This window comes from Aeromonas sp. 5HA1 (assembly GCF_029237245.1).
Classification (GTDB): domain Bacteria; phylum Pseudomonadota; class Gammaproteobacteria; order Enterobacterales; family Aeromonadaceae; genus Aeromonas; species Aeromonas salmonicida.
On sequence record NZ_JAACFW010000005.1, the window covers coordinates 166,629 to 182,830 of the forward strand.

General features: G+C 57.9%; 19 protein-coding genes. 7 read left to right on the forward strand and 12 right to left on the reverse strand.

Annotated features, from left to right (window positions below):
* The first annotated feature begins 70 nt into the window (after positions 1-70).
* Positions 71-949, forward strand: a complete 879-nt coding sequence (locus GWQ27_RS06760; protein ID WP_275906976.1) for a S1-like domain-containing RNA-binding protein — start codon at positions 71-73, stop codon at positions 947-949.
* Positions 950-1,261 (forward strand): DUF1289 domain-containing protein, encoded by a 312-nt coding sequence (locus tag GWQ27_RS06765; RefSeq protein WP_021139268.1) that lies wholly within the window; start codon positions 950-952, stop codon positions 1,259-1,261. It begins immediately after the preceding gene.
* Between the two features lie 44 nt (positions 1,262-1,305).
* Here the strand turns inward: GWQ27_RS06765 and GWQ27_RS06770 are convergent, their stop codons facing one another.
* Positions 1,306-1,629, reverse strand: a complete 324-nt coding sequence (locus GWQ27_RS06770; RefSeq protein ID WP_005311259.1) for an HI1450 family dsDNA-mimic protein — start codon at positions 1,627-1,629, stop codon at positions 1,306-1,308.
* A 142-nt stretch (positions 1,630-1,771) separates the two neighbouring features.
* Between GWQ27_RS06770 and GWQ27_RS06775 the strand changes: the two genes are divergently transcribed.
* On the forward strand, positions 1,772-1,912 hold the full coding sequence (locus tag GWQ27_RS06775) for a hypothetical protein (RefSeq protein ID WP_162829730.1): 141 nt from the start codon (positions 1,772-1,774) through the stop codon (positions 1,910-1,912).
* 73 nt (positions 1,913-1,985) lie between these two features.
* Here the strand turns inward: GWQ27_RS06775 and mtgA are convergent, their stop codons facing one another.
* The 5 genes from mtgA to minC all read right to left on the reverse strand — a co-directional run bounded on the left by mtgA (position 1,986) and on the right by minC (position 5,080).
* The gene (gene mtgA, locus GWQ27_RS06780) at positions 1,986-2,756 is read right to left on the reverse strand and encodes a monofunctional biosynthetic peptidoglycan transglycosylase (RefSeq protein WP_275906977.1); all 771 of its coding nucleotides are present in this window, start codon (positions 2,754-2,756) and stop codon (positions 1,986-1,988) included.
* Positions 2,741-3,067 carry an HI1450 family dsDNA-mimic protein gene (locus GWQ27_RS06785; RefSeq protein WP_005311263.1) on the reverse strand — a complete coding sequence of 109 codons (327 nt, stop codon included), beginning with the start codon at positions 3,065-3,067 and terminating at the stop codon, positions 2,741-2,743. Before GWQ27_RS06785 ends, mtgA begins: the two co-directional genes overlap by 16 nt.
* A gap of 196 nt (positions 3,068-3,263) precedes the next feature.
* A complete protein-coding gene (minE, locus tag GWQ27_RS06790; RefSeq protein ID WP_005311265.1) occupies positions 3,264-3,530 on the reverse strand; it encodes a cell division topological specificity factor MinE in 267 nt (88 codons plus the stop codon).
* A 2-nt stretch (positions 3,531-3,532) separates the two neighbouring features.
* Positions 3,533-4,345: a septum site-determining protein MinD gene (minD, locus tag GWQ27_RS06795; protein WP_005311266.1), complete on the reverse strand. Its 813-nt coding sequence runs from the start codon at positions 4,343-4,345 to the stop codon at positions 3,533-3,535.
* 18 nt (positions 4,346-4,363) lie between these two features.
* Positions 4,364-5,080, reverse strand: a complete 717-nt coding sequence (minC, locus tag GWQ27_RS06800) for a septum site-determining protein MinC (protein WP_005311268.1) — start codon at positions 5,078-5,080, stop codon at positions 4,364-4,366.
* Positions 5,081-5,186: 106 nt separating this feature from the next.
* Here minC and GWQ27_RS06805 point away from each other — a divergent pair, with 106 nt between their 5' ends.
* Positions 5,187-5,465 carry a YcgL domain-containing protein gene (locus GWQ27_RS06805; protein WP_059167725.1) on the forward strand — a complete coding sequence of 93 codons (279 nt, stop codon included), beginning with the start codon at positions 5,187-5,189 and terminating at the stop codon, positions 5,463-5,465.
* On the forward strand, positions 5,465-6,424 hold the full coding sequence (locus tag GWQ27_RS06810; protein WP_169046058.1) for a lytic murein transglycosylase: 960 nt from the start codon (positions 5,465-5,467) through the stop codon (positions 6,422-6,424). Before GWQ27_RS06805 ends, GWQ27_RS06810 begins: the two co-directional genes overlap by 1 nt.
* Before the next feature lie 169 nt (positions 6,425-6,593).
* Here the strand turns inward: GWQ27_RS06810 and GWQ27_RS06815 are convergent, their stop codons facing one another.
* From GWQ27_RS06815 to GWQ27_RS06825, 3 genes are all read right to left on the reverse strand, one after another.
* Positions 6,594-7,964, reverse strand: coding sequence for an L-serine ammonia-lyase (locus GWQ27_RS06815; RefSeq protein ID WP_021139264.1), 1,371 nt, complete (start codon positions 7,962-7,964; stop codon positions 6,594-6,596).
* Positions 7,965-8,250: 286 nt separating this feature from the next.
* On the reverse strand, positions 8,251-9,633 hold the full coding sequence (locus tag GWQ27_RS06820; RefSeq protein WP_219592564.1) for an L-serine ammonia-lyase: 1,383 nt from the start codon (positions 9,631-9,633) through the stop codon (positions 8,251-8,253).
* 212 nt (positions 9,634-9,845) lie between these two features.
* A complete protein-coding gene (locus GWQ27_RS06825; RefSeq protein WP_005311279.1) occupies positions 9,846-10,130 on the reverse strand; it encodes a pyrimidine/purine nucleoside phosphorylase in 285 nt (94 codons plus the stop codon).
* Positions 10,131-10,399: 269 nt separating this feature from the next.
* Here GWQ27_RS06825 and GWQ27_RS06830 point away from each other — a divergent pair, with 269 nt between their 5' ends.
* Complete coding sequence (locus tag GWQ27_RS06830) at positions 10,400-11,638, forward strand: dicarboxylate/amino acid:cation symporter (RefSeq protein ID WP_099993332.1); 1,239 nt, start codon at positions 10,400-10,402, stop codon at positions 11,636-11,638.
* Between the two features lie 48 nt (positions 11,639-11,686).
* Here the strand turns inward: GWQ27_RS06830 and GWQ27_RS06835 are convergent, their stop codons facing one another.
* The gene (locus tag GWQ27_RS06835; protein WP_234595930.1) at positions 11,687-12,103 is read right to left on the reverse strand and encodes a MerR family DNA-binding transcriptional regulator; all 417 of its coding nucleotides are present in this window, start codon (positions 12,101-12,103) and stop codon (positions 11,687-11,689) included.
* Positions 12,104-12,235: 132 nt separating this feature from the next.
* Here GWQ27_RS06835 and GWQ27_RS06840 point away from each other — a divergent pair, with 132 nt between their 5' ends.
* Entirely contained in the window at positions 12,236-13,399 is a 1,164-nt protein-coding gene (locus GWQ27_RS06840; RefSeq protein ID WP_275906978.1) for an acetyl-CoA C-acyltransferase, read from the forward strand.
* Here GWQ27_RS06840 and GWQ27_RS06845 read toward each other — a convergent pair.
* Both GWQ27_RS06845 and GWQ27_RS06850 read right to left on the reverse strand, forming a co-directional pair.
* Positions 13,396-14,619 carry an EAL domain-containing protein gene (locus GWQ27_RS06845; protein WP_275906979.1) on the reverse strand — a complete coding sequence of 408 codons (1,224 nt, stop codon included), beginning with the start codon at positions 14,617-14,619 and terminating at the stop codon, positions 13,396-13,398. The two genes, GWQ27_RS06840 and GWQ27_RS06845, sit on opposite strands and share 4 nt — an antisense overlap.
* Before the next feature lie 144 nt (positions 14,620-14,763).
* Entirely contained in the window at positions 14,764-16,020 is a 1,257-nt protein-coding gene (locus tag GWQ27_RS06850; RefSeq protein WP_275906980.1) for an outer membrane protein transport protein, read from the reverse strand.
* Between the last annotated feature and the right edge of the window lie 182 nt (positions 16,021-16,202).

The following is a 16,202-nucleotide window of genomic DNA, read 5'->3' on the forward strand; positions in this document are numbered from 1 at the left end:
TAGGCCCTGTTGCCGCTCTTGGGGTAACATGCGCGCCCATACGGGCAATGAAAAATTGACCATCCGGATAATGAAAGAAGAGATCAGCATGTTACAGATTGGCAAGATGAACACCCTCACCGTAATCGAGCTCGAAGACAGGGGCGCCTGGCTGGCGGCCGACGAATATGGCGAGCTGCTGCTGCCCAAGCGTCAGCTGCCTGAAGGGGTGGCTGAAGGTGACGGTGTGGAGGTCTTCCTCTATCTGGATGCCGACTGTGAGCCGGTGATCACCACCGACAAGCCGTTTGCCATGGTGGGCGACATAGTCGGTCTCAAGGTGATCAATGCCAACAAGATCGGTGCCTTCCTCGACTGGGGCATGAAAAAAGATCTGTTTGTGCCGACCCGTGAGCAGAACAAGCCGATGCAGGTGGGCCACGTCTATCTGGTGCATCTGATGCTCGACAACGAGGGCCGCATGGTAGGCACCAGCCGGCTGGAGCGGTTCCTGCGCACCGATAACCCCCCCTTCAAGGCTGGTGACGAGGTAACAGCACTGCCGGGTGAGCACACGCCGCTTGGCATCAAGGCGATCGTCAACGGTGAATATTCCGGCATGCTGTTCAAGAACGAGGTATTTGGCCGGGTGATGACGGGTCGACCGTTGACCGCCTGGGTCAAGCAGGTACGTGACGACGGCAAACTGGACCTGACCCTGCAAAAGCCGGGCATGGATCGGATGGACGATGCCGGTGGCCGGATCCTGACCCGGCTGATGAAGCAGGGTGGCAGTCTGGCTGTCGGTGACAAGAGCGAACCCGAGCTCATCTACAAGCTGTTCAACATGAGCAAGGGCACCTTCAAGAAGGCCATCGGCGGCCTCTACAAGCAGGGAAAAATCGTCATCGAAGACAACTGCATCACCCTGGTTGCCACAGATACCGACTCGGCAGTGGACAGCGAGTAAGTGCCGAGCCCCTGTATCGGCCACTGTCAGGCCAAGGACGGGCTCTGCCTCGGCTGTGGCCGTACCCTGACCGAGATTGGTCACTGGTCGGCCATGGAGAGCGACGCCCAGCTGGCCGTGATGGCAGAGCTGGACGGCTCGAAAAGCACCCATGCGTGCCCTGGTTGTGGCGAGCCGGCATTTTGCGCCGTGTCGGCCGGTGCAACAATCGCACAGTGCTGGTGCAGCCAGTTGCCTGCTCTGCCCATGAGCGAGGCCAGCGCCTGCTGGTGTCGCCGCTGTCTGGCCAAGGCCATTGCAGCGCAGCCCTGAGTGGGGGCATACCAGAAAAGAGAAAGGCGCCGGGGGCGCCTTTTTTATGCCTGTTGCTGGCGATGCCAGCGCACATGGACATCGTGCTCGTTAAGAAAGCGGGGCAGCAGGAAGGTGGCGTAGATCACCTCAAACTCATCCTGATGGTCCAGCAAGCCAACCCACACCTCGACCCAGGACTCCATGTCGACCGGTACACCGAGTTCGGTTGACCAGTCTCCATTGGGCAGGGTCGCCTCGACGGCGCCACGCTGTTCGAATTCCAGTGTGATGTCGACGATTTGTTCGGGGGCCAGCATGTCTGCGGCCTGCTCAAGAAACTGATCATAGGCCCATTCGACCAGCTGATCCGGGGTACGTTGTTCCATGAAATCACTCCAGATACATCGAGGTTCGCTACTGTAGCAAGTATTGGCGGTGGCGGCCAGACCGGTGCGGATACCGATCCGCCACCTGTCCAACGGCGCGGGTAGAAGGTATGGTTGAAGGGGGATCCACTGGAGGGGTGTCATGAAGCGACGAGTGCGGCGGCAGCAGATCAAGCGACGACGGGAGGCCTGGTGGTGGCACTATCTGCCGCTGCACCAGAGCACGGTGGGCGGTCATCTGGGCCCGCCGGCAGAGACATTGCCTGCTGACCCCGATCCCTGATAGATGACGCTGATGCGCTCAGGGGCGATGTACGGCCATCGGGCATTGGTAGAAGTGGCTCTGTGCCCGCTCCTCAATCGTTCTTGTATACCTTGTTGAGGGTAGCCTGGCCAAGTTGACCCATCTGGCGACGGATCCAGGCCGAGCGTTGCTGAACATAGGGGGAGGGAGGCTGGACCCGATAGCGCCAGGGATTGGGCAGGGCGGCAGCCAGCAGAGAAGCCTCGTAACGAGTCAAGCGGGCGGCCGATTTGCCAAAATAGTGCTTGGCGGCGGCCTCGGCGCCATAGATGCCGGGGCCGAACTCCACGATATTGAGATAGACCTCGAGGATGCGGGATTTGTCCCAGCCCAGCTCCATCAGCAGGGTAAACCAGGCCTCGATCCCCTTGCGCAGGAAGCTGCGATCGCTCCACATGAAGAGATTCTTGGCCGTCTGCTGGCTCAGCGTGCTGGCGCCACGTACCCGCTTGCTGCGCTGGTTGTGCTTGAGTGCCGAGTTGATGGCATCCATGTCAAAGCCGCTATGGTCGGCAAAGCGCTGATCCTCTGCGGCGATCACCGCCAGTTGCAGTTCCCGCGAAATACGATCTATGGGCACCCAGTCATGCTTGACCACGGCTATCTTGGCGGGCGGAAACAGGGCCCGTTCGATGCGCCAGGTCCACATGGGGGGATCGATGAAGCGCAGCAGCACCACCGAGACGATGGAGCCGAGCAGGACTGCCGCCAGCAGCTTGCCGAGCCAGCTCAGCATGCGCCGTCCCAGAGCCGGACGTACCGGCTCGGGGGCATAATAGCGGGGACGCTGATCATCGGGATCCGGAATTATTGGGGCAACCATTCGATGTGGCAGAACTTCTCGTCAACACGGCGGGAGAGCAGCATGCGGGCAAACAGGTGCTCATATTCTTGTTCGGCATTACCAAGCCCGATCCAGATCTCGGCATACTCGGTATCGCTTACGGCAAATCCCACGTCCGCTTCCCAGTCATCGGCCGGATCGGTTTCCGCCAGCAGGCCGCGACTGTTGAACTCCCGGTTGAAGACGGCAATCTCCTGCTCCGGCAAGTTGTCGGAGGCCAGCTCCATGAAAAGTTCGAGTGCGGTGTCGAGCAGCTCCTCGACGCTGTGCATTTCATCGTTCAAAGACATAGGTCGTCTGTTCCAGATAATAAAAATGAGACGCCCCGTCGGCAAAGCCGAACAGTGGCGCGCGGTATTCTAGCTGGCCCCCTCTTCCTTGGCGAGATCAGGCGTGTGGCCCGCCCTGTTTGCGGCAATAAAAAACCGGACCCTGGTACAGGATCCGGTCTTCATTGGGGGAAGGGGTCACGCATGTGGCGTCAGCTCATCCCTTTTTGTCATCGGCGAAGGTGATGTTGAGCTCTAGCACAGACAGCTCATCACTCTTCTTGTCCAGCTGGACCGTGATCTTGTCAGGGTCGATCTGCACATACTTGCGGATCACATCCAGCAGGTCCTGCTTGAGCTGGGGCAGGTAATCCGGCCCCCCTCTGGATGAACGCTCGTGCGCGACTATGATCTGCAACCGCTCTTTGGCCAGTTGTGCGGTGTTTTGTTTCTTGTTGGAACGAAAATAATCCAATAATGACATGTTTAACTCCCGAACAGTCGGCTAAAGAAGCCCTTCTTTTCTTCTTCCAGAAAACGAAAATCCTTGGTGTCGCCCAACAGGCGGGCAACGGCATCCTCATAGGCCTGACCGGCATCGGACTCCTTGTCCAGAATGACCGGCTCCCCCGAGTTGGAGGCGCGCAGCACAGCCTGGGACTCCGGGATCACCCCGAGCAGCTTGATGGCCAGGATATCCTGTACATCCTGTACGCTCAGCATGTCGCCACGGTTGACGCGGGTCGGGCAGTAGCGGGTGAGCAGCAGGTGTTCCTTTATCGGGTCTTCGCCGCGCTCGGCACGACGGGACTTGGAGGCCAGAATGCCAAGGATGCGATCCGAGTCACGCACGGAAGAGACTTCCGGGTTGGTGGTGACGATGGCCTCGTCGGCGAAGTAGAGCGCCATCAAGGCACCCGCTTCGATCCCGGCTGGCGAGTCGCAGACGATGTAATCAAACTTCATTTCCGCCAGCTGATCCAGGATCTTCTCGACCCCTTCATGGGTCAGGGCGTCCTTGTCCCGGGTCTGGGACGCGGGCAGGATGAACAGATTTTCGCAGCGTTTGTCCTTGATGAGGGCCTGATTGAGGTTGGCCTCACCGTTGATCACATTGACGAAGTCATACACCACGCGCCGCTCGCAGCCCATGATGAGATCCAGGTTTCTCAGACCGATGTCAAAATCGATGACCACAGTCTTGTGGCCACGCTGAGCCAGACCTGTACTCAGGGCCGCGCTGGTTGTGGTCTTGCCAACGCCACCTTTACCCGATGTAACGACTATGATTCGCGCCATTCTCGCTTCCTTGTAACTCTATTTGATATGGTCTATTCGGAGTTGTTCGTTATCCAGCCGGACATGCACCGGCTGTTGTATCAGGCCTGCCGGCAGTGCATCGCTCAGTTGGAACGTGCCTGCGATGGATAGCAGCTCGGCCTGCAATTGCTGGCAATAGATCCGTGCCTGGGTGTTGCCCTTGGCACCGGCAATGGCCCTGCCACGCAGGGCGCCATAAATATGTATGCTGTCGTCGGCGATGACTTCGGCCCCTTGGCTCACCGAGCCCAGTATCACCAGCGAGGTGCCGGCGGCGTAGAGCTGTTGGCCGGAACGCACGGGGCCCACGTGCACCTTGCTCGGAACCAGAGGCGCCGGCGCGGCCTTCACCTCGGCCACCGGAGACGGGGTGGGTTCCGGCAGTGGCAGCGGCTCGACCTTGCGGCTCTTGCCAGAAGCCATTACCGCCAGCCCCGCGGCCTTGGCTGCCGTCTTCATTGCCTCATCCCTGGCGCCCGTGATCCCGACCAGCACGAAGTCCTCTGATTCGACCAGCCCTTTGAGCTGGTCAAAATCGGGGATATCCGCGAGTCGTTCCACATTGATGACGAGGGGGGCACAATTAAAAAACTGAGGCGCCTGGGCGACTTTTGCCGCCAGTAACTGACGGATCCGCTCAGGCTTGCCATCGCTGATATGCAACACAGAAATAGTGAAGGTAGTCCCTTTCAATTCGTTATCGCGCTCAACCATGATCTTCCCCGAGACAGAGACGGTAATCCGTTATTGTTATTCAATTCCTGATGTTATAGTTTGCCACCATCAGAGGCAATAAACCCGTCGGATTATATCAACTTCCATGTTATGTGCAGTCTATAAAAGTCGTAAAAAAGCCGAGACCTATCTTTTTGTTGAAAGAAGAGAGGATTTCTCCCGCGTACCCGAGGTGCTGATGAGTACATTTGGTCGTCCAGAGCTGGTATTGATGACCAAGCTGGATCCAGCCAAGCCCCTGGGGATTGCCTCGACCAGCCGGGTCATGGAGGCGCTCGGCAGTCAGGGCTTCTACCTGCAGGTGCCACCGCCGCCCGAAAATCTGCTGGAACAGCACAAGGCACAATTAAAGGTCAGCCGCTGATGAAGGGTCAGCTGGCACTGTTATTACTGGGGGGACTGTTAAGTTCTCAGTTGCAGGCCAGTCCCGATTTTGAGCGTTACGTGATTGGCCTCAAACAGGAAGCACTGGCGGCCGGTATCAAGGCCGAGACAGTGGCGGCTGCGTTTGCCGATATTCGGGTCATCGAACCTGCCATCAAGCACGATAAAAACCAGCCGGAATTTAAAGTGACGCTGGACACTTATATTCCCCGTGCGGTCCCGCAGTGGAAAGTCAATCAGGCCAGGGCCCTATATCGTCAGCATTTGCCGCTGCTCACAAAAATAGGGGCAGAATATGGCGTACAACCGCGCTTTATTGTCGCCTTGTGGGGCGTCGAAACCAATTTCGGTAAATTGACCGGTAAATTCCCGCTCATTTCTTCGCTGGCCACGCTGGCCTGGGATGGTCGACGTGAGGCATTTTTCAAAGGGCAGCTGTTTGATGCCCTGCATATCATAGAGCAGGGACATGTGACCCCTGCGGCCTTAAAGGGCTCCTGGGCCGGTGCCATGGGGCAGGTGCAGTTCATGCCATCTTCCTTCCTCAAATACGCCGTCGATCAGGATGGTGACGGCAAGAAGGATTTGTGGGGCAATCTCGCGGATGTGTTTGGTTCGGCAGCCAATTATCTGCATCAGAATGGCTGGCACGGGGATGAAACCTGGGGCCGTCAGGTCAAGGTGCCCAAGACGCTGGATCCTGCCTTGCTCGGGCTGGAACAGTCCAGGCCGTTATCGGCTTGGCAGACACTGGGCGTGAGGCAGCTCGATGGCACAACCTTGCCCCGTGCCAAGATGCAGGCCTTCCTGGTTCGCCCCGACGATGTGGAAGGGCGCGCCTATCTGGCTTATCCCAACTATCTGGTACTGCGCCACTGGAATCGCTCCCACTATTTCGTGGTGGCGGTGGGAACCCTGGCCGATCGTATCGTGGAGTAGCTGGCTCAGATCCTGGTACTTCCTCTGATTGGGCATTTCATACGATAAACAAGGGATGCGATTGCAGAGTGAATAAATCGCAGCGGTAATCCAGATGGCGGGCGTCTCCAAATAGCAGGCAACAAAAAGGCGGGAATTCCCGCCTTTTTGTGTTTTTGGCAAACACTGCTTATTCGCAGGCAACCTGCATCACCTTGATGGCCAGACCACCACGGGAGGTTTCACGGTACTTGGAGTCCATGTCCTTGCCGGTGATGTACATGGTCTCGATGACCTTGTCCAATGACACGCGTGGCTTGGAGGTGCGACGCAGGGCCATGCGGGAGGCGTTGACCGCCTTCATGGCGGCGATGGCGTTGCGCTCAATGCAGGGGACTTGCACCTGACCGGCCACAGGATCACAGGTCAGACCCAGGTTGTGCTCCATGCCGATCTCGGCGGCTTCACACACCTGTTCCGGGCTGCCACCCATCAGTTCGGTCAGACCGGCGGCGGCCATGGAGCAGGAGACACCCACTTCACCCTGGCAGCCCACTTCGGCGCCGGAGATGGAGGCGTTCATCTTGTAGAGCATGCCGACGGCGGCGGAGGCCAGATAGAAGCGGGTGTATTCGTCACGGCCGACCGGCTGGATGAACTTGTCGTAGTAGGCCAGCACGGCCGGTATGATGCCCGCGGCGCCGTTGGTCGGCGCGGTCACCACGCGGCCACCGGCAGCGTTCTCTTCACTCACTGCCAGGGCAAACATGTTGACCCAGTCGACGATGCTCATCGGATCGTTGGAGAGATGTTCATTGGTAGTCAGCTGACGGTAGAGCGGGGCGGCACGACGGGGCACGCGCAGCGGGCCGGCCAGGATCCCTTCGGTACGGCAGCCGCGTTCGATCCCCTCCCGCATGGTGGTCCAGATCTTGCCAAGTTTCTTGTAGATCTCTTCCGGGGTGTTGAAGCACTTCTCGTTTTCCAGCATCAGGGCGGAGATGGAGAGACCGGTCTGGCTGCAGTGGGCGAGCAGCTCTGCCGCACTCTTGAACGGATAGCTCACCGACATGTCGCCACTGTCGGCCTTGCCGAAGTTCTCTTCGTCGACGATGAAACCGCCACCGATGGAGTAATAGGTCTTGCTGTAGGTAGCCTCATCTTCGATGAAGGCGGTCAGCTTCATGCCGTTTTCGTGCAGCGGCAGCGCCTCGTCATGGAACACCATGGCGCCCTGCGGGAAGCTGACGGTGTGGCAGTGCAGGCCGATCGGCAGGCGGCCGGTCTGCTCTACGCGGGAGATGAATTCGGGGATGCCGTCGATGTCGACGTTCTCGGGCAGATTGCCCGCCAGACCCATGATGATAGCGGTATCGGTGTGATGACCTTTGCCGGTCCAGGAGAGCGAGCCATAGACATCGACCTGGATCCGGGTGATGTCACGGATCTTGCCGCCAGCACGCAGTTCATCCACGAACTGTTTGGCAGCTTTCATCGGGCCGACAGTGTGGGAAGAGGAGGGGCCAACACCGATTTTGAAGATATCAAAAACGCTGATCATGTAACAATTACCTCAGGATAGAAGGGGGCGCCATGCCCACTCGCAGAAACGGGGTGATCCATGGGACGAGGGCGTCGTCGCCGAGGTCAATGAACCAGAGAACCCTAGTGTAACGATTCAAAGCCTAAAAAAAGTTGAAATAGATCTATTTTTGTTGAATCAGAGGCGCGAGTATAAAATTTATTTTGATGCTTATCCATTTTGTTAAGCACTTGGCAAACGTTTTGCAAAAAAATACCCGGCCAGGCCGGGTATTGCGGGAAAAAGTGGAGTCAATTGGCTGTTTTTAACATTCTGTAATGTTAACAGCCAGGCCGCCGCGGGCTGTCTCCTTGTACTTGGTCTTCATGTCGTTGCCGGTTTCCCACATGGTTTTGATCACCTTGTCCAGCGACACCTTGTGTTCACCTGTGCCACGCAGGGCGAGGCGGGAGGCATTGATGGCCTTGACTGCACCCATGGCGTTGCGTTCTATGCAGGGCACCTGCACCAGCCCTCCCACCGGATCGCAGGTGAGGCCCAGATTGTGTTCCATACCTATCTCGGCGGCGTTTTCGACGATGGCGGGGCTGCCGCCCAGGATCTCGGTCAGGGCGCCAGCCGCCATGGAGCAGGCGACGCCCACTTCTCCCTGACAGCCCACTTCGGCTCCCGACAGTGAGGCGTTTTTCTTGTACAGGATGCCGATGGCGGCGGCGGTGAGGAAGTAGCTCAGCAGCAGCTCGTCATCCACCTTGCGCACAAAGCGATCGTAGTAGTGCAACACGGCGGGAATGATGCCGGCGGCGCCGTTGGTAGGGGCTGTGACCACACGGCCACCGGCGGCGTTCTCCTCGTTGACGGCCAGCGCAAACAAGTCCACCCACTCGATCACCATCAGGGGATCCTTGTTGAAGTTGGTCTCGCAGTTGAGCTGGCGATGGAGGGCCGGGGCCCGGCGCTTCACTTTGAGGCCGCCCGGCAATACCCCTTCGCTGCGGCAGCCGCGTTCGACACAGGCCTGCATTGCCTGCCAGATCTTGCGCAGACCGGCTTTGATTTCCTCTTCGCTCCGAAATACCTTCTCGTTGGCCAGCATCAGACCCGAGATGGAGAGACCGCTCTCCTGGCAATGGGCCAGCAGCTGGGCGCCGCTCTCGAACGGGTAGGGGACGGGGTGGGCTGCATCGAAGCGGGCCGCCTCTTCCTTGGCGTTGGCAAAATGGCTCTCCTCTATGATGAAGCCACCGCCGATGGAGTAGTAGGTCTGCTCAAGCAGCAGAGCATTGCCTGCGAATGCGCGCAGCGTCATGCCGTTGGAGTGAGCGGCCAGGGTCTTGCGGCGATTGAAGATGATGGCACCGACCCGGGCGAACTGGCATGGCTGCTCACCCGCCAGCAGCAAGGACTGGCTGCGATCCACTTCGCTCAGGAAGGCGGGAATGGCTTCGATATCCACCGATTCTGGTTCAAAGCCAGCCAACCCCAGAATGATGGCCTTGCCTGTGCCGTGACCCTTGCCGGTCTGGCCGAGAGATCCGTAGCACTCGACTTCCACCCGTTCTGTGCCAGGCAGCAGACCTTGCTGCTTGAGCGCGTTAACAAAGGCGTAAGAGGCCCGCATCGGCCCCACCGTATGGGAAGAAGAAGGGCCGATCCCGATGGAAAACAGGTCGAAGACACTGATCATGACACCACTCCGATTATGGGTTTCGTCTAAACATTGTAAATTTTTTGTAGTCGATGGAAAGCGGGGAAGCTGAGGCGTGTGATGGCGGCATACAAATGAGTGGCTGGCAGCGGGCAAAGAAGGTTGGAATGAGCGCACTGGCATCAAAGAGAAGGAGCGAGACCCGGGCCCGCTCCTTTGCACTGTTCAGTCACTCATCTGCATTCGGTCACTCAGTCGAGGAACTCGCACAGATAGGCGGTGGGGGTTTTCACTTCCAGTTTGAAAGAGGAGTGGCCGGCCACCTCGAAGGATTGGCCCTGACTGTAGGTGTGCCATTCGTCCTCATCGGCCAGCTGTATGGTGAGAGCACCCTTGACCACCGTCATTCGCTCGGGGGCGGCGGTATTGAACTGGTAGTCACCGGCTTCCATCACGCCAACAGTCGCTTTGTCACCTTTTTGCTCGAAACCGATGGATTTTACATTTCCGTCAAAATATTCGTTAACTTTCAGCATGTTTTCATCCCTGTATGCACGTTTGCCCAGCAAAAGTAGCACAATGTTTTGTCAGTTGTCATGAATAAAGCTGGAAAAATCGTCATGTTCCTTTTGAATCTTCACTTTGTCGCAAAGTTATCAATAAGTTCCGTTAACGATTTGTCGATTTAAAACAGCAGATAAATATGAGATAAAACGCGCGCTCAGGGGAATGAACAGGTGTTTTTCCCCTGTCTGGTTAATTGCACTGGGAAAGTGTGAATTTTTGCTAAATAAAGGAACATTCTGTGTTAACAAAAGGACTCATTAAGAACATTGGCTTCCAGGTTGTGGTTGCCATGGTGCTGGGCGCATTGGTGGGGGCGTTCATGGGTGAACAAGCCAGCATCTTTGCACCGCTTGGTACCCTCTTTATCCAGCTGATCAAGATGCTGGTGATCCCGCTGGTGGCAGTTGCCATCCTGTCGGGAGCCGCCAATCTGGGCGCGAGCCCGGCTGCGGGCAAGATAGGCGTCACCACCCTGGCTTTCTTCCTCGGCACGTCGGCACTGGCCGTGCTGCTGGCGCTGGTGATGGGGCAAGTCTTCAAACCCGGTGTCGGCGTCGAATTTGGCTCCATGGCCTCCATGTTCTCCGGCGACTACGCCGACAAGGGCGCCCTGCCGGATGCGGTATCTACCTTGCTTGGCATGATCCCGACCAACGTCTTCCAGTCATTGAACGAAGCCAACATACTGCAGATCCTGGTGTTCTGCATGTTCCTTGGCATCGCACTGGCCAAGCAGCCCCGTGAGCGAGCCAAACCGCTGATAGATGGGCTCAACACCCTGGTGGACGCTTTCGTCTGGATGATCAACAAGGTGATGCTGATTGCACCGCTCGGTGTGTTCGGCCTGATGGCCGAGGCCATTGGGACCTACGGCTTCGACGTACTGACTCTGGTGCTCAAGTTGTTCGTGGTCTATGTGGCTGCCATCCTGATCTTCGGGTTCGTGGTCTACCCGCTGCTGGTTGTGCTCTTCTCCAACACACCTGTGCGCAAGTACTTCTCCGCCATGAAGAAGCCGCAGATCGTGGCTTTCTCCACCGCCTCTTCCATGGCGACCCTGCCGGTGACGCTGCAGACCTGCGAAAAAGATCTAAAGGTGAGCAATGCCACCGCCTCTTTCGTACTGCCACTTGGCGCCACCATCAACATGAGTGGCAACGCCATCTATTACGGTCTGGTTGCCATCTTCTTTGCCCAGGTGTTCAACGTTGACCTCGGCGTGGGGGCCTGGGTGGCCATCATCCTTACCTCTACCCTGGGGGCGATTGGTCAGGCCGGTGTGCCGGGCCCGAGCTTCCTGGTGGTGGCCGTGTTGCTGGCTGCCGGTATCCCCATCGAGGGTCTGCCGCTGTTGTTCGCTCTGGATCGTCTGTTCGACATGATCCGTACCGCGCTGAATATCACAGGGGATGCGGCCTGCGCCGTCATCGTCGACCGTTACAGCCCGGATTATGACCCAGACCGCTGGTCAAAATAACAGCTACACAAACGAGTAAATGACAAAGGGGCCTGCCGGCCCCTTACTTTATGGTGTCTCACCCGTGTTTAGCTGCAACTGGACCAGCGCCTGCTGGCAGCGCTGCTCGGCGGCGTCGAGCTCCAGCAACACCATCTTGATGTCTTCCAGCTGCTGTTGCAGCGTTTCCCGCTTGTCGGCCACCAGTCCCAGCATGGTTTGCAGCTGGGTACGGCTGCTCTTGTCTGCATCATAGAGATCAAACAGATCCCGGATATCCGCCAGGCTGAAGCCCAGCCGCTTGCCGCGCAGGGTCAGTTTGAGGCGCACCCTGTCCTGCTTGCTGTAAATCCTGGTCTGTCCCTGACGGGCAGGGTTCAACAGTCCCTGATCTTCATAAAAACGAATACTTCGGGTCGTAACATCAAATTCACGGGCAAGTTCGCTGATGCTGTAGGTCCGTGAGTCATCCTTGGTTCGGTTCATGGCGCTATCTTGACTGTCATTTTGTTGTCAATGCAGGCTGGCACCTTACCCAAACGTCAACTGCCCCGCAAGTCTTGTTCCAACAGCGGGAGCAGCATATGTTATGTCCATGTAACAAGGAGAGTGCAATTGATGGATATTGTGATTGTTGCGGCCAAGCGTACCCCCATGGGGGCCTTTCAGGGAGCCTTGGCCAACCTGACAGCCCCCGAGCTCGGCGCTTGCGCCATTGCTGCCGCCATGGCACAAGCCGGGCTCAAGGGGGAGCAGATCGATGAAGCCTACATGGGCAATGTGCTCAGTGCCGGGGTGGGGCAGGCGCCCGCCCGTCAGGCTGTGTTGAATGCAGGTTTGCCGGAGAGTGTGCCATGCACCACTGTCAACAAGGTGTGTGGTTCCGGCATGAAGGCGGTGATGCTGGCGGCAGACAGCTTGCGTCTGGGTGACACCGACATAGTGATCGCCGGCGGCATGGAGAGCATGAGCCGCGCCCCCTATCTGCTGGACAAGGCGCGCAGCGGTTTTCGCATGGGGCATCAGAGCGTGCTGGATCACATGTTCCTCGACGGCTTGCAGGATGCTTACGAAGGCCAGTTGATGGGGCATTATGCCCAATTGAGTGCGGATCACGCCGGTCTGGCTCGCTCCGACATGGACGCTTTTGCCATTGCTTCCCTGACGCGTGCGCTGGCGGCCCAGCAGAGCGGTGCTTTCAAGGCCGAGCTGGCACAGGTTACTGTCGGTGACACCCTGCTTCTTGCCGAGGATGAGCAGCCTGCCAAGGCCAGGCCCGACAAGATCCCCCATCTGAAACCGGCATTCAGCAAGCAGGGCACCATCACGGCTGCCAATGCCAGCTCCATCTCGGACGGAGCGGCGGCGCTCATCCTGATGCGAGCCGAGACGGCGGCGCAGCTGGGCCTGCCCGTGCTGGCCCATCTGGTGGGTTATCAAAGTCATGCCGCTGCGCCTGCCGAGTTTACCAATGCGCCCATCGGCGCCATCAATGCCTTGCTATCCAAGATCGACTGGCGGGCGGAAGAGGTCGATCTATTCGAAATCAATGAGGCGTTTGCCATGGTCAGCATGCTGGCCATGGCGGGTTGCAACCTGCCTCATGACAAGGTGAACGTGAACGGCGGGGCCTGCGCACTGGGGCATCCACTGGGGGCGAGTGGTGCCCGTATTCTGGTTACGCTCATTCATGCACTGCATGCGCGCAGTCTGAAACGGGGTGTGGCAAGCCTGTGTATCGGTGGGGGGGAGGCGACTGCCGTCGCCATCGAGTTGAGCTAATCTGTTTCCGCCATGGCCTGGAATTGCTGATTGACCCAGGCGGTGGCGGCCAGATAGAGCTGGCTGACCTTCTCTTCATTGAGCCCGAGTCGGGCCGTTCTGGCGGTAATTCGCTGCCAGTTCGCACTCTCATAATCTTCACAAAACGAGAGATAGAAACCCAGGTTGCCCTTGCGTTCCAGCAGGGCGACCCGGATCTCCTCGATCAGGGGGATAGTGCCGAGCAGCCTGTCCATCGGCTGCTCCATCAAGACATCCAGCAAAGAGAACAGACCCGTGATAAAGGCTTGCTGCGCCTCCTGGGTGGGGGCATGGGTGTGCGCCAGCAGCTCGCAAAAGCGGGCCCGGATCATGGACATCTGATAGAGCTCGGCACTCTTGCCATGGCCCGCGCTGGTGGCGGCGACCAGGGTCACGAAGCGCTTGAGCTGGGTGTGCCCCAGATAAACGGCCGCCTGGCGAAACGAGGAGATGGGGTTGGCGTGGCTCTTCAGGTGATTGACGTAACGCAACAACTTGAGGGATAGCGAGATATCCTGACTCAGCAGCTGTTCGATACGATTGAGATCCGGCTCCTCCTGGTTGACTACATTGAGCAGTTGCATCACCACCACCTGGGCGGGCTGCATTGTGGTCTGCCTCACCATCTCGGGCCGGCTGAAGAAGAACCCCTGGAACAGATCGATACCGAGCCGCTTCACTCGTTCAAACTCCGCCTTGTCTTCGACTTTCTCCGCCAGATAAGTGAGCTTGAGATGCTGGTGTTGCTGGATGAACACCTTGATCCGCAACACCGAGGTGGCGCGCAGATCGAACTTGATGATGTGAATATAGGGCAGGAAGCGCTCCCATTCGTCCGACATGGTGAAGTCGTCCAGCGCGAGCTGATAACCAAGCTCATGCAACTGCTGCACTTTGGCCAGCAAAGCATCGTCAGGATCTGCATCTTCCAAGATTTCGATGACGACCTTCTCTTGTGGCAGACATTCCGCCAGCCCTTCCAGCAGCAGGGAGTGGGGAAAGTTGATAAAGCAGGGGCGCCCGCCAAGCAACTGATCGATGTTCTGTTGCAAAAATTGCTCGACCACCAGTCTGGCCGTGGCCTGCTGGGAGGAGATCACCGGAAACACATTATCCAGACTGTCGCGAAACAGCAGCTCATAGGCATAGGTGTTCAATTCCCGATCCAGAATGGGCTGCCTTGCTACGTATGAATACATGCATCTCTCCAGCGTGAGTACTGGATTGATTTTATTGTGAAGATGAGCACTATGCCAGCGCGGCGGGACCGGAAACAGTCAATAACTGGCATAGTGCTTGAATGGAAGGGCCGGGGTTGGAAGAGCCGGGTTAGAAGAGCGGGGTTAGAAGAGATAGTTCAGCTGCAGGCCAGCCAGCCAGGCATCCCCTTCCGAGGTGCCCTGGAAGGTAGAGGTGGTTTGCGGGATCCCGGGCTTGAGCTCCATGGTCTCGGATACATCCACTTTCTTGCCGTCGATCAGCGTCAGGCCCAGATCCAGCGAGAGGTTGCGATCAAACTGATAACCCACACCGACGCTGTACCAGACCCGGTCCGAGTCTGGGATGGAGATGGTGCGGCGATCGGCCGGGACCGGGCTGCGATCATAGGCAATACCTGAACGTAGTTGCCATTGTGGCGCCAGCTGATAGGTCAGGCCCAGCGCATAGCGCCAGCTGTCTTCCCAGTGCTCATCCTTGATGTGCATGATGCCGTGATTGTCGAGCTCGGATTCGAGCTGCACGAATTTGCTCCAGTTGGTCCAGTTGATGCTTGAGTGCAGCGCCAGGGTCGGGGTCAACTGATGGAACAGAGCCAGCTCGGCCGTGGCGGGCAGGGGCAGATCCAGGCTGCCGGTGTCGGTAAACTCCTGACCATTTTGCTCGATGCCGATGGCATCGCCGGAGAGCGTCAGGGTCACATCATGCCGGTAGGAGAGACCCAGGCGAGTTGTTTCTGACAGCTCCAGCAAAGTGCCAAGGTGCCAGCCCATGGCCCAGCCATCCCCTTTCAGGTGTTTGGCTATCTTGTTGTTGGAAGGGAAGGTGCCACCCACTTCACCTTCACCCTGAATGGCGGAAAGGCCGCCGCCGACAGACCACATCTGATTGATGCGATAGGCCAGCGAAGCACTCAAATCCAGGGTCTTGATGTCCGAGATATTGCCGAAGTGACCGGCATTGTAGTTATCCGGCATCTCGACGCCGAGGCCGTAGTCGGAGGTGGCTGCCAGCCCCAGTCGCCACTGCTCATTGAGCAGCACTATCAGATACGCGTTCGGGACCCAGGCATCGCCAGCAATATCGTGGGCTGCTGCATCCAGATTGACCGGTCCCATGGCGGTAGGCACTCGGGTGGTCCCCTCTATGTTGACGTCGGGGCGGACATAGATGAAACCACCAGAGAAAGCCACTGTATCGAAACGGGTCATTGCGGCCGCATTGCGGGAGAGCACGCTGGCGTTGTCAGCGATGGCTGCCTCGCCTGCGAAGGCGCGGCCCATGCCGGTAGCGGATTGTTCGGCCAGCTGGAAACCTGCTCCCTGGGCCTGGCTTGACAGTACCAGCAGGGCGACAAGAGATGGCTTCATGAAGGAGTGCATTGCGTTGTCCTTGAAAATGAACGCTGGGTTCAATCGGTCTTATGGTCGGGTGCAGGATTTTATATGGTATGACCAGTAAGGCAACGGGCTCAGCCCTGTGGGGTGTAAAACAAGATTAAATGCTGAGAAGTAGGGGGCTAACGGCTTGATAAAAAAGGAAATGTGAACAGGTGTTTGCTACA

What these genes read in the sequence shown, in the direction of transcription:
- GWQ27_RS06845 (WP_275906979.1), bottom strand. Translation starts at nt 14,619, where the DNA reads ATGTATTCATACGTAGCAAGGCAGCCCATTCTGGATCGGGAATTGAAC.
- GWQ27_RS06825 (WP_005311279.1), bottom strand. Translation starts at nt 10,130, where the DNA reads ATGCTGAAAGTTAACGAATATTTTGACGGAAATGTAAAATCCATCGGT.
- GWQ27_RS06770 (WP_005311259.1), bottom strand. Translation starts at nt 1,629, where the DNA reads ATGGAACAACGTACCCCGGATCAGCTGGTCGAATGGGCCTATGATCAG.
- GWQ27_RS06815 (WP_021139264.1), bottom strand. Translation starts at nt 7,964, where the DNA reads ATGATCAGCGTTTTTGATATCTTCAAAATCGGTGTTGGCCCCTCCTCT.
- minC (WP_005311268.1), bottom strand. Translation starts at nt 5,080, where the DNA reads ATGGTTGAGCGCGATAACGAATTGAAAGGGACTACCTTCACTATTTCT.
- GWQ27_RS06810 (WP_169046058.1), top strand. Translation starts at nt 5,465, where the DNA reads ATGAAGGGTCAGCTGGCACTGTTATTACTGGGGGGACTGTTAAGTTCT.
- GWQ27_RS06785 (WP_005311263.1), bottom strand. Translation starts at nt 3,067, where the DNA reads ATGTCTTTGAACGATGAAATGCACAGCGTCGAGGAGCTGCTCGACACC.
- minE (WP_005311265.1), bottom strand. Translation starts at nt 3,530, where the DNA reads ATGTCATTATTGGATTATTTTCGTTCCAACAAGAAACAAAACACCGCA.
- GWQ27_RS06840 (WP_275906978.1), top strand. Translation starts at nt 12,236, where the DNA reads ATGGATATTGTGATTGTTGCGGCCAAGCGTACCCCCATGGGGGCCTTT.
- GWQ27_RS06760 (WP_275906976.1), top strand. Translation starts at nt 71, where the DNA reads ATGAAAGAAGAGATCAGCATGTTACAGATTGGCAAGATGAACACCCTC.
- GWQ27_RS06850 (WP_275906980.1), bottom strand. Translation starts at nt 16,020, where the DNA reads ATGCACTCCTTCATGAAGCCATCTCTTGTCGCCCTGCTGGTACTGTCA.
- GWQ27_RS06805 (WP_059167725.1), top strand. Translation starts at nt 5,187, where the DNA reads ATGTTATGTGCAGTCTATAAAAGTCGTAAAAAAGCCGAGACCTATCTT.
- GWQ27_RS06775 (WP_162829730.1), top strand. Translation starts at nt 1,772, where the DNA reads ATGAAGCGACGAGTGCGGCGGCAGCAGATCAAGCGACGACGGGAGGCC.
- GWQ27_RS06820 (WP_219592564.1), bottom strand. Translation starts at nt 9,633, where the DNA reads ATGATCAGTGTCTTCGACCTGTTTTCCATCGGGATCGGCCCTTCTTCT.
- GWQ27_RS06835 (WP_234595930.1), bottom strand. Translation starts at nt 12,103, where the DNA reads ATGAACCGAACCAAGGATGACTCACGGACCTACAGCATCAGCGAACTT.
- minD (WP_005311266.1), bottom strand. Translation starts at nt 4,345, where the DNA reads ATGGCGCGAATCATAGTCGTTACATCGGGTAAAGGTGGCGTTGGCAAG.
- mtgA (WP_275906977.1), bottom strand. Translation starts at nt 2,756, where the DNA reads ATGGTTGCCCCAATAATTCCGGATCCCGATGATCAGCGTCCCCGCTAT.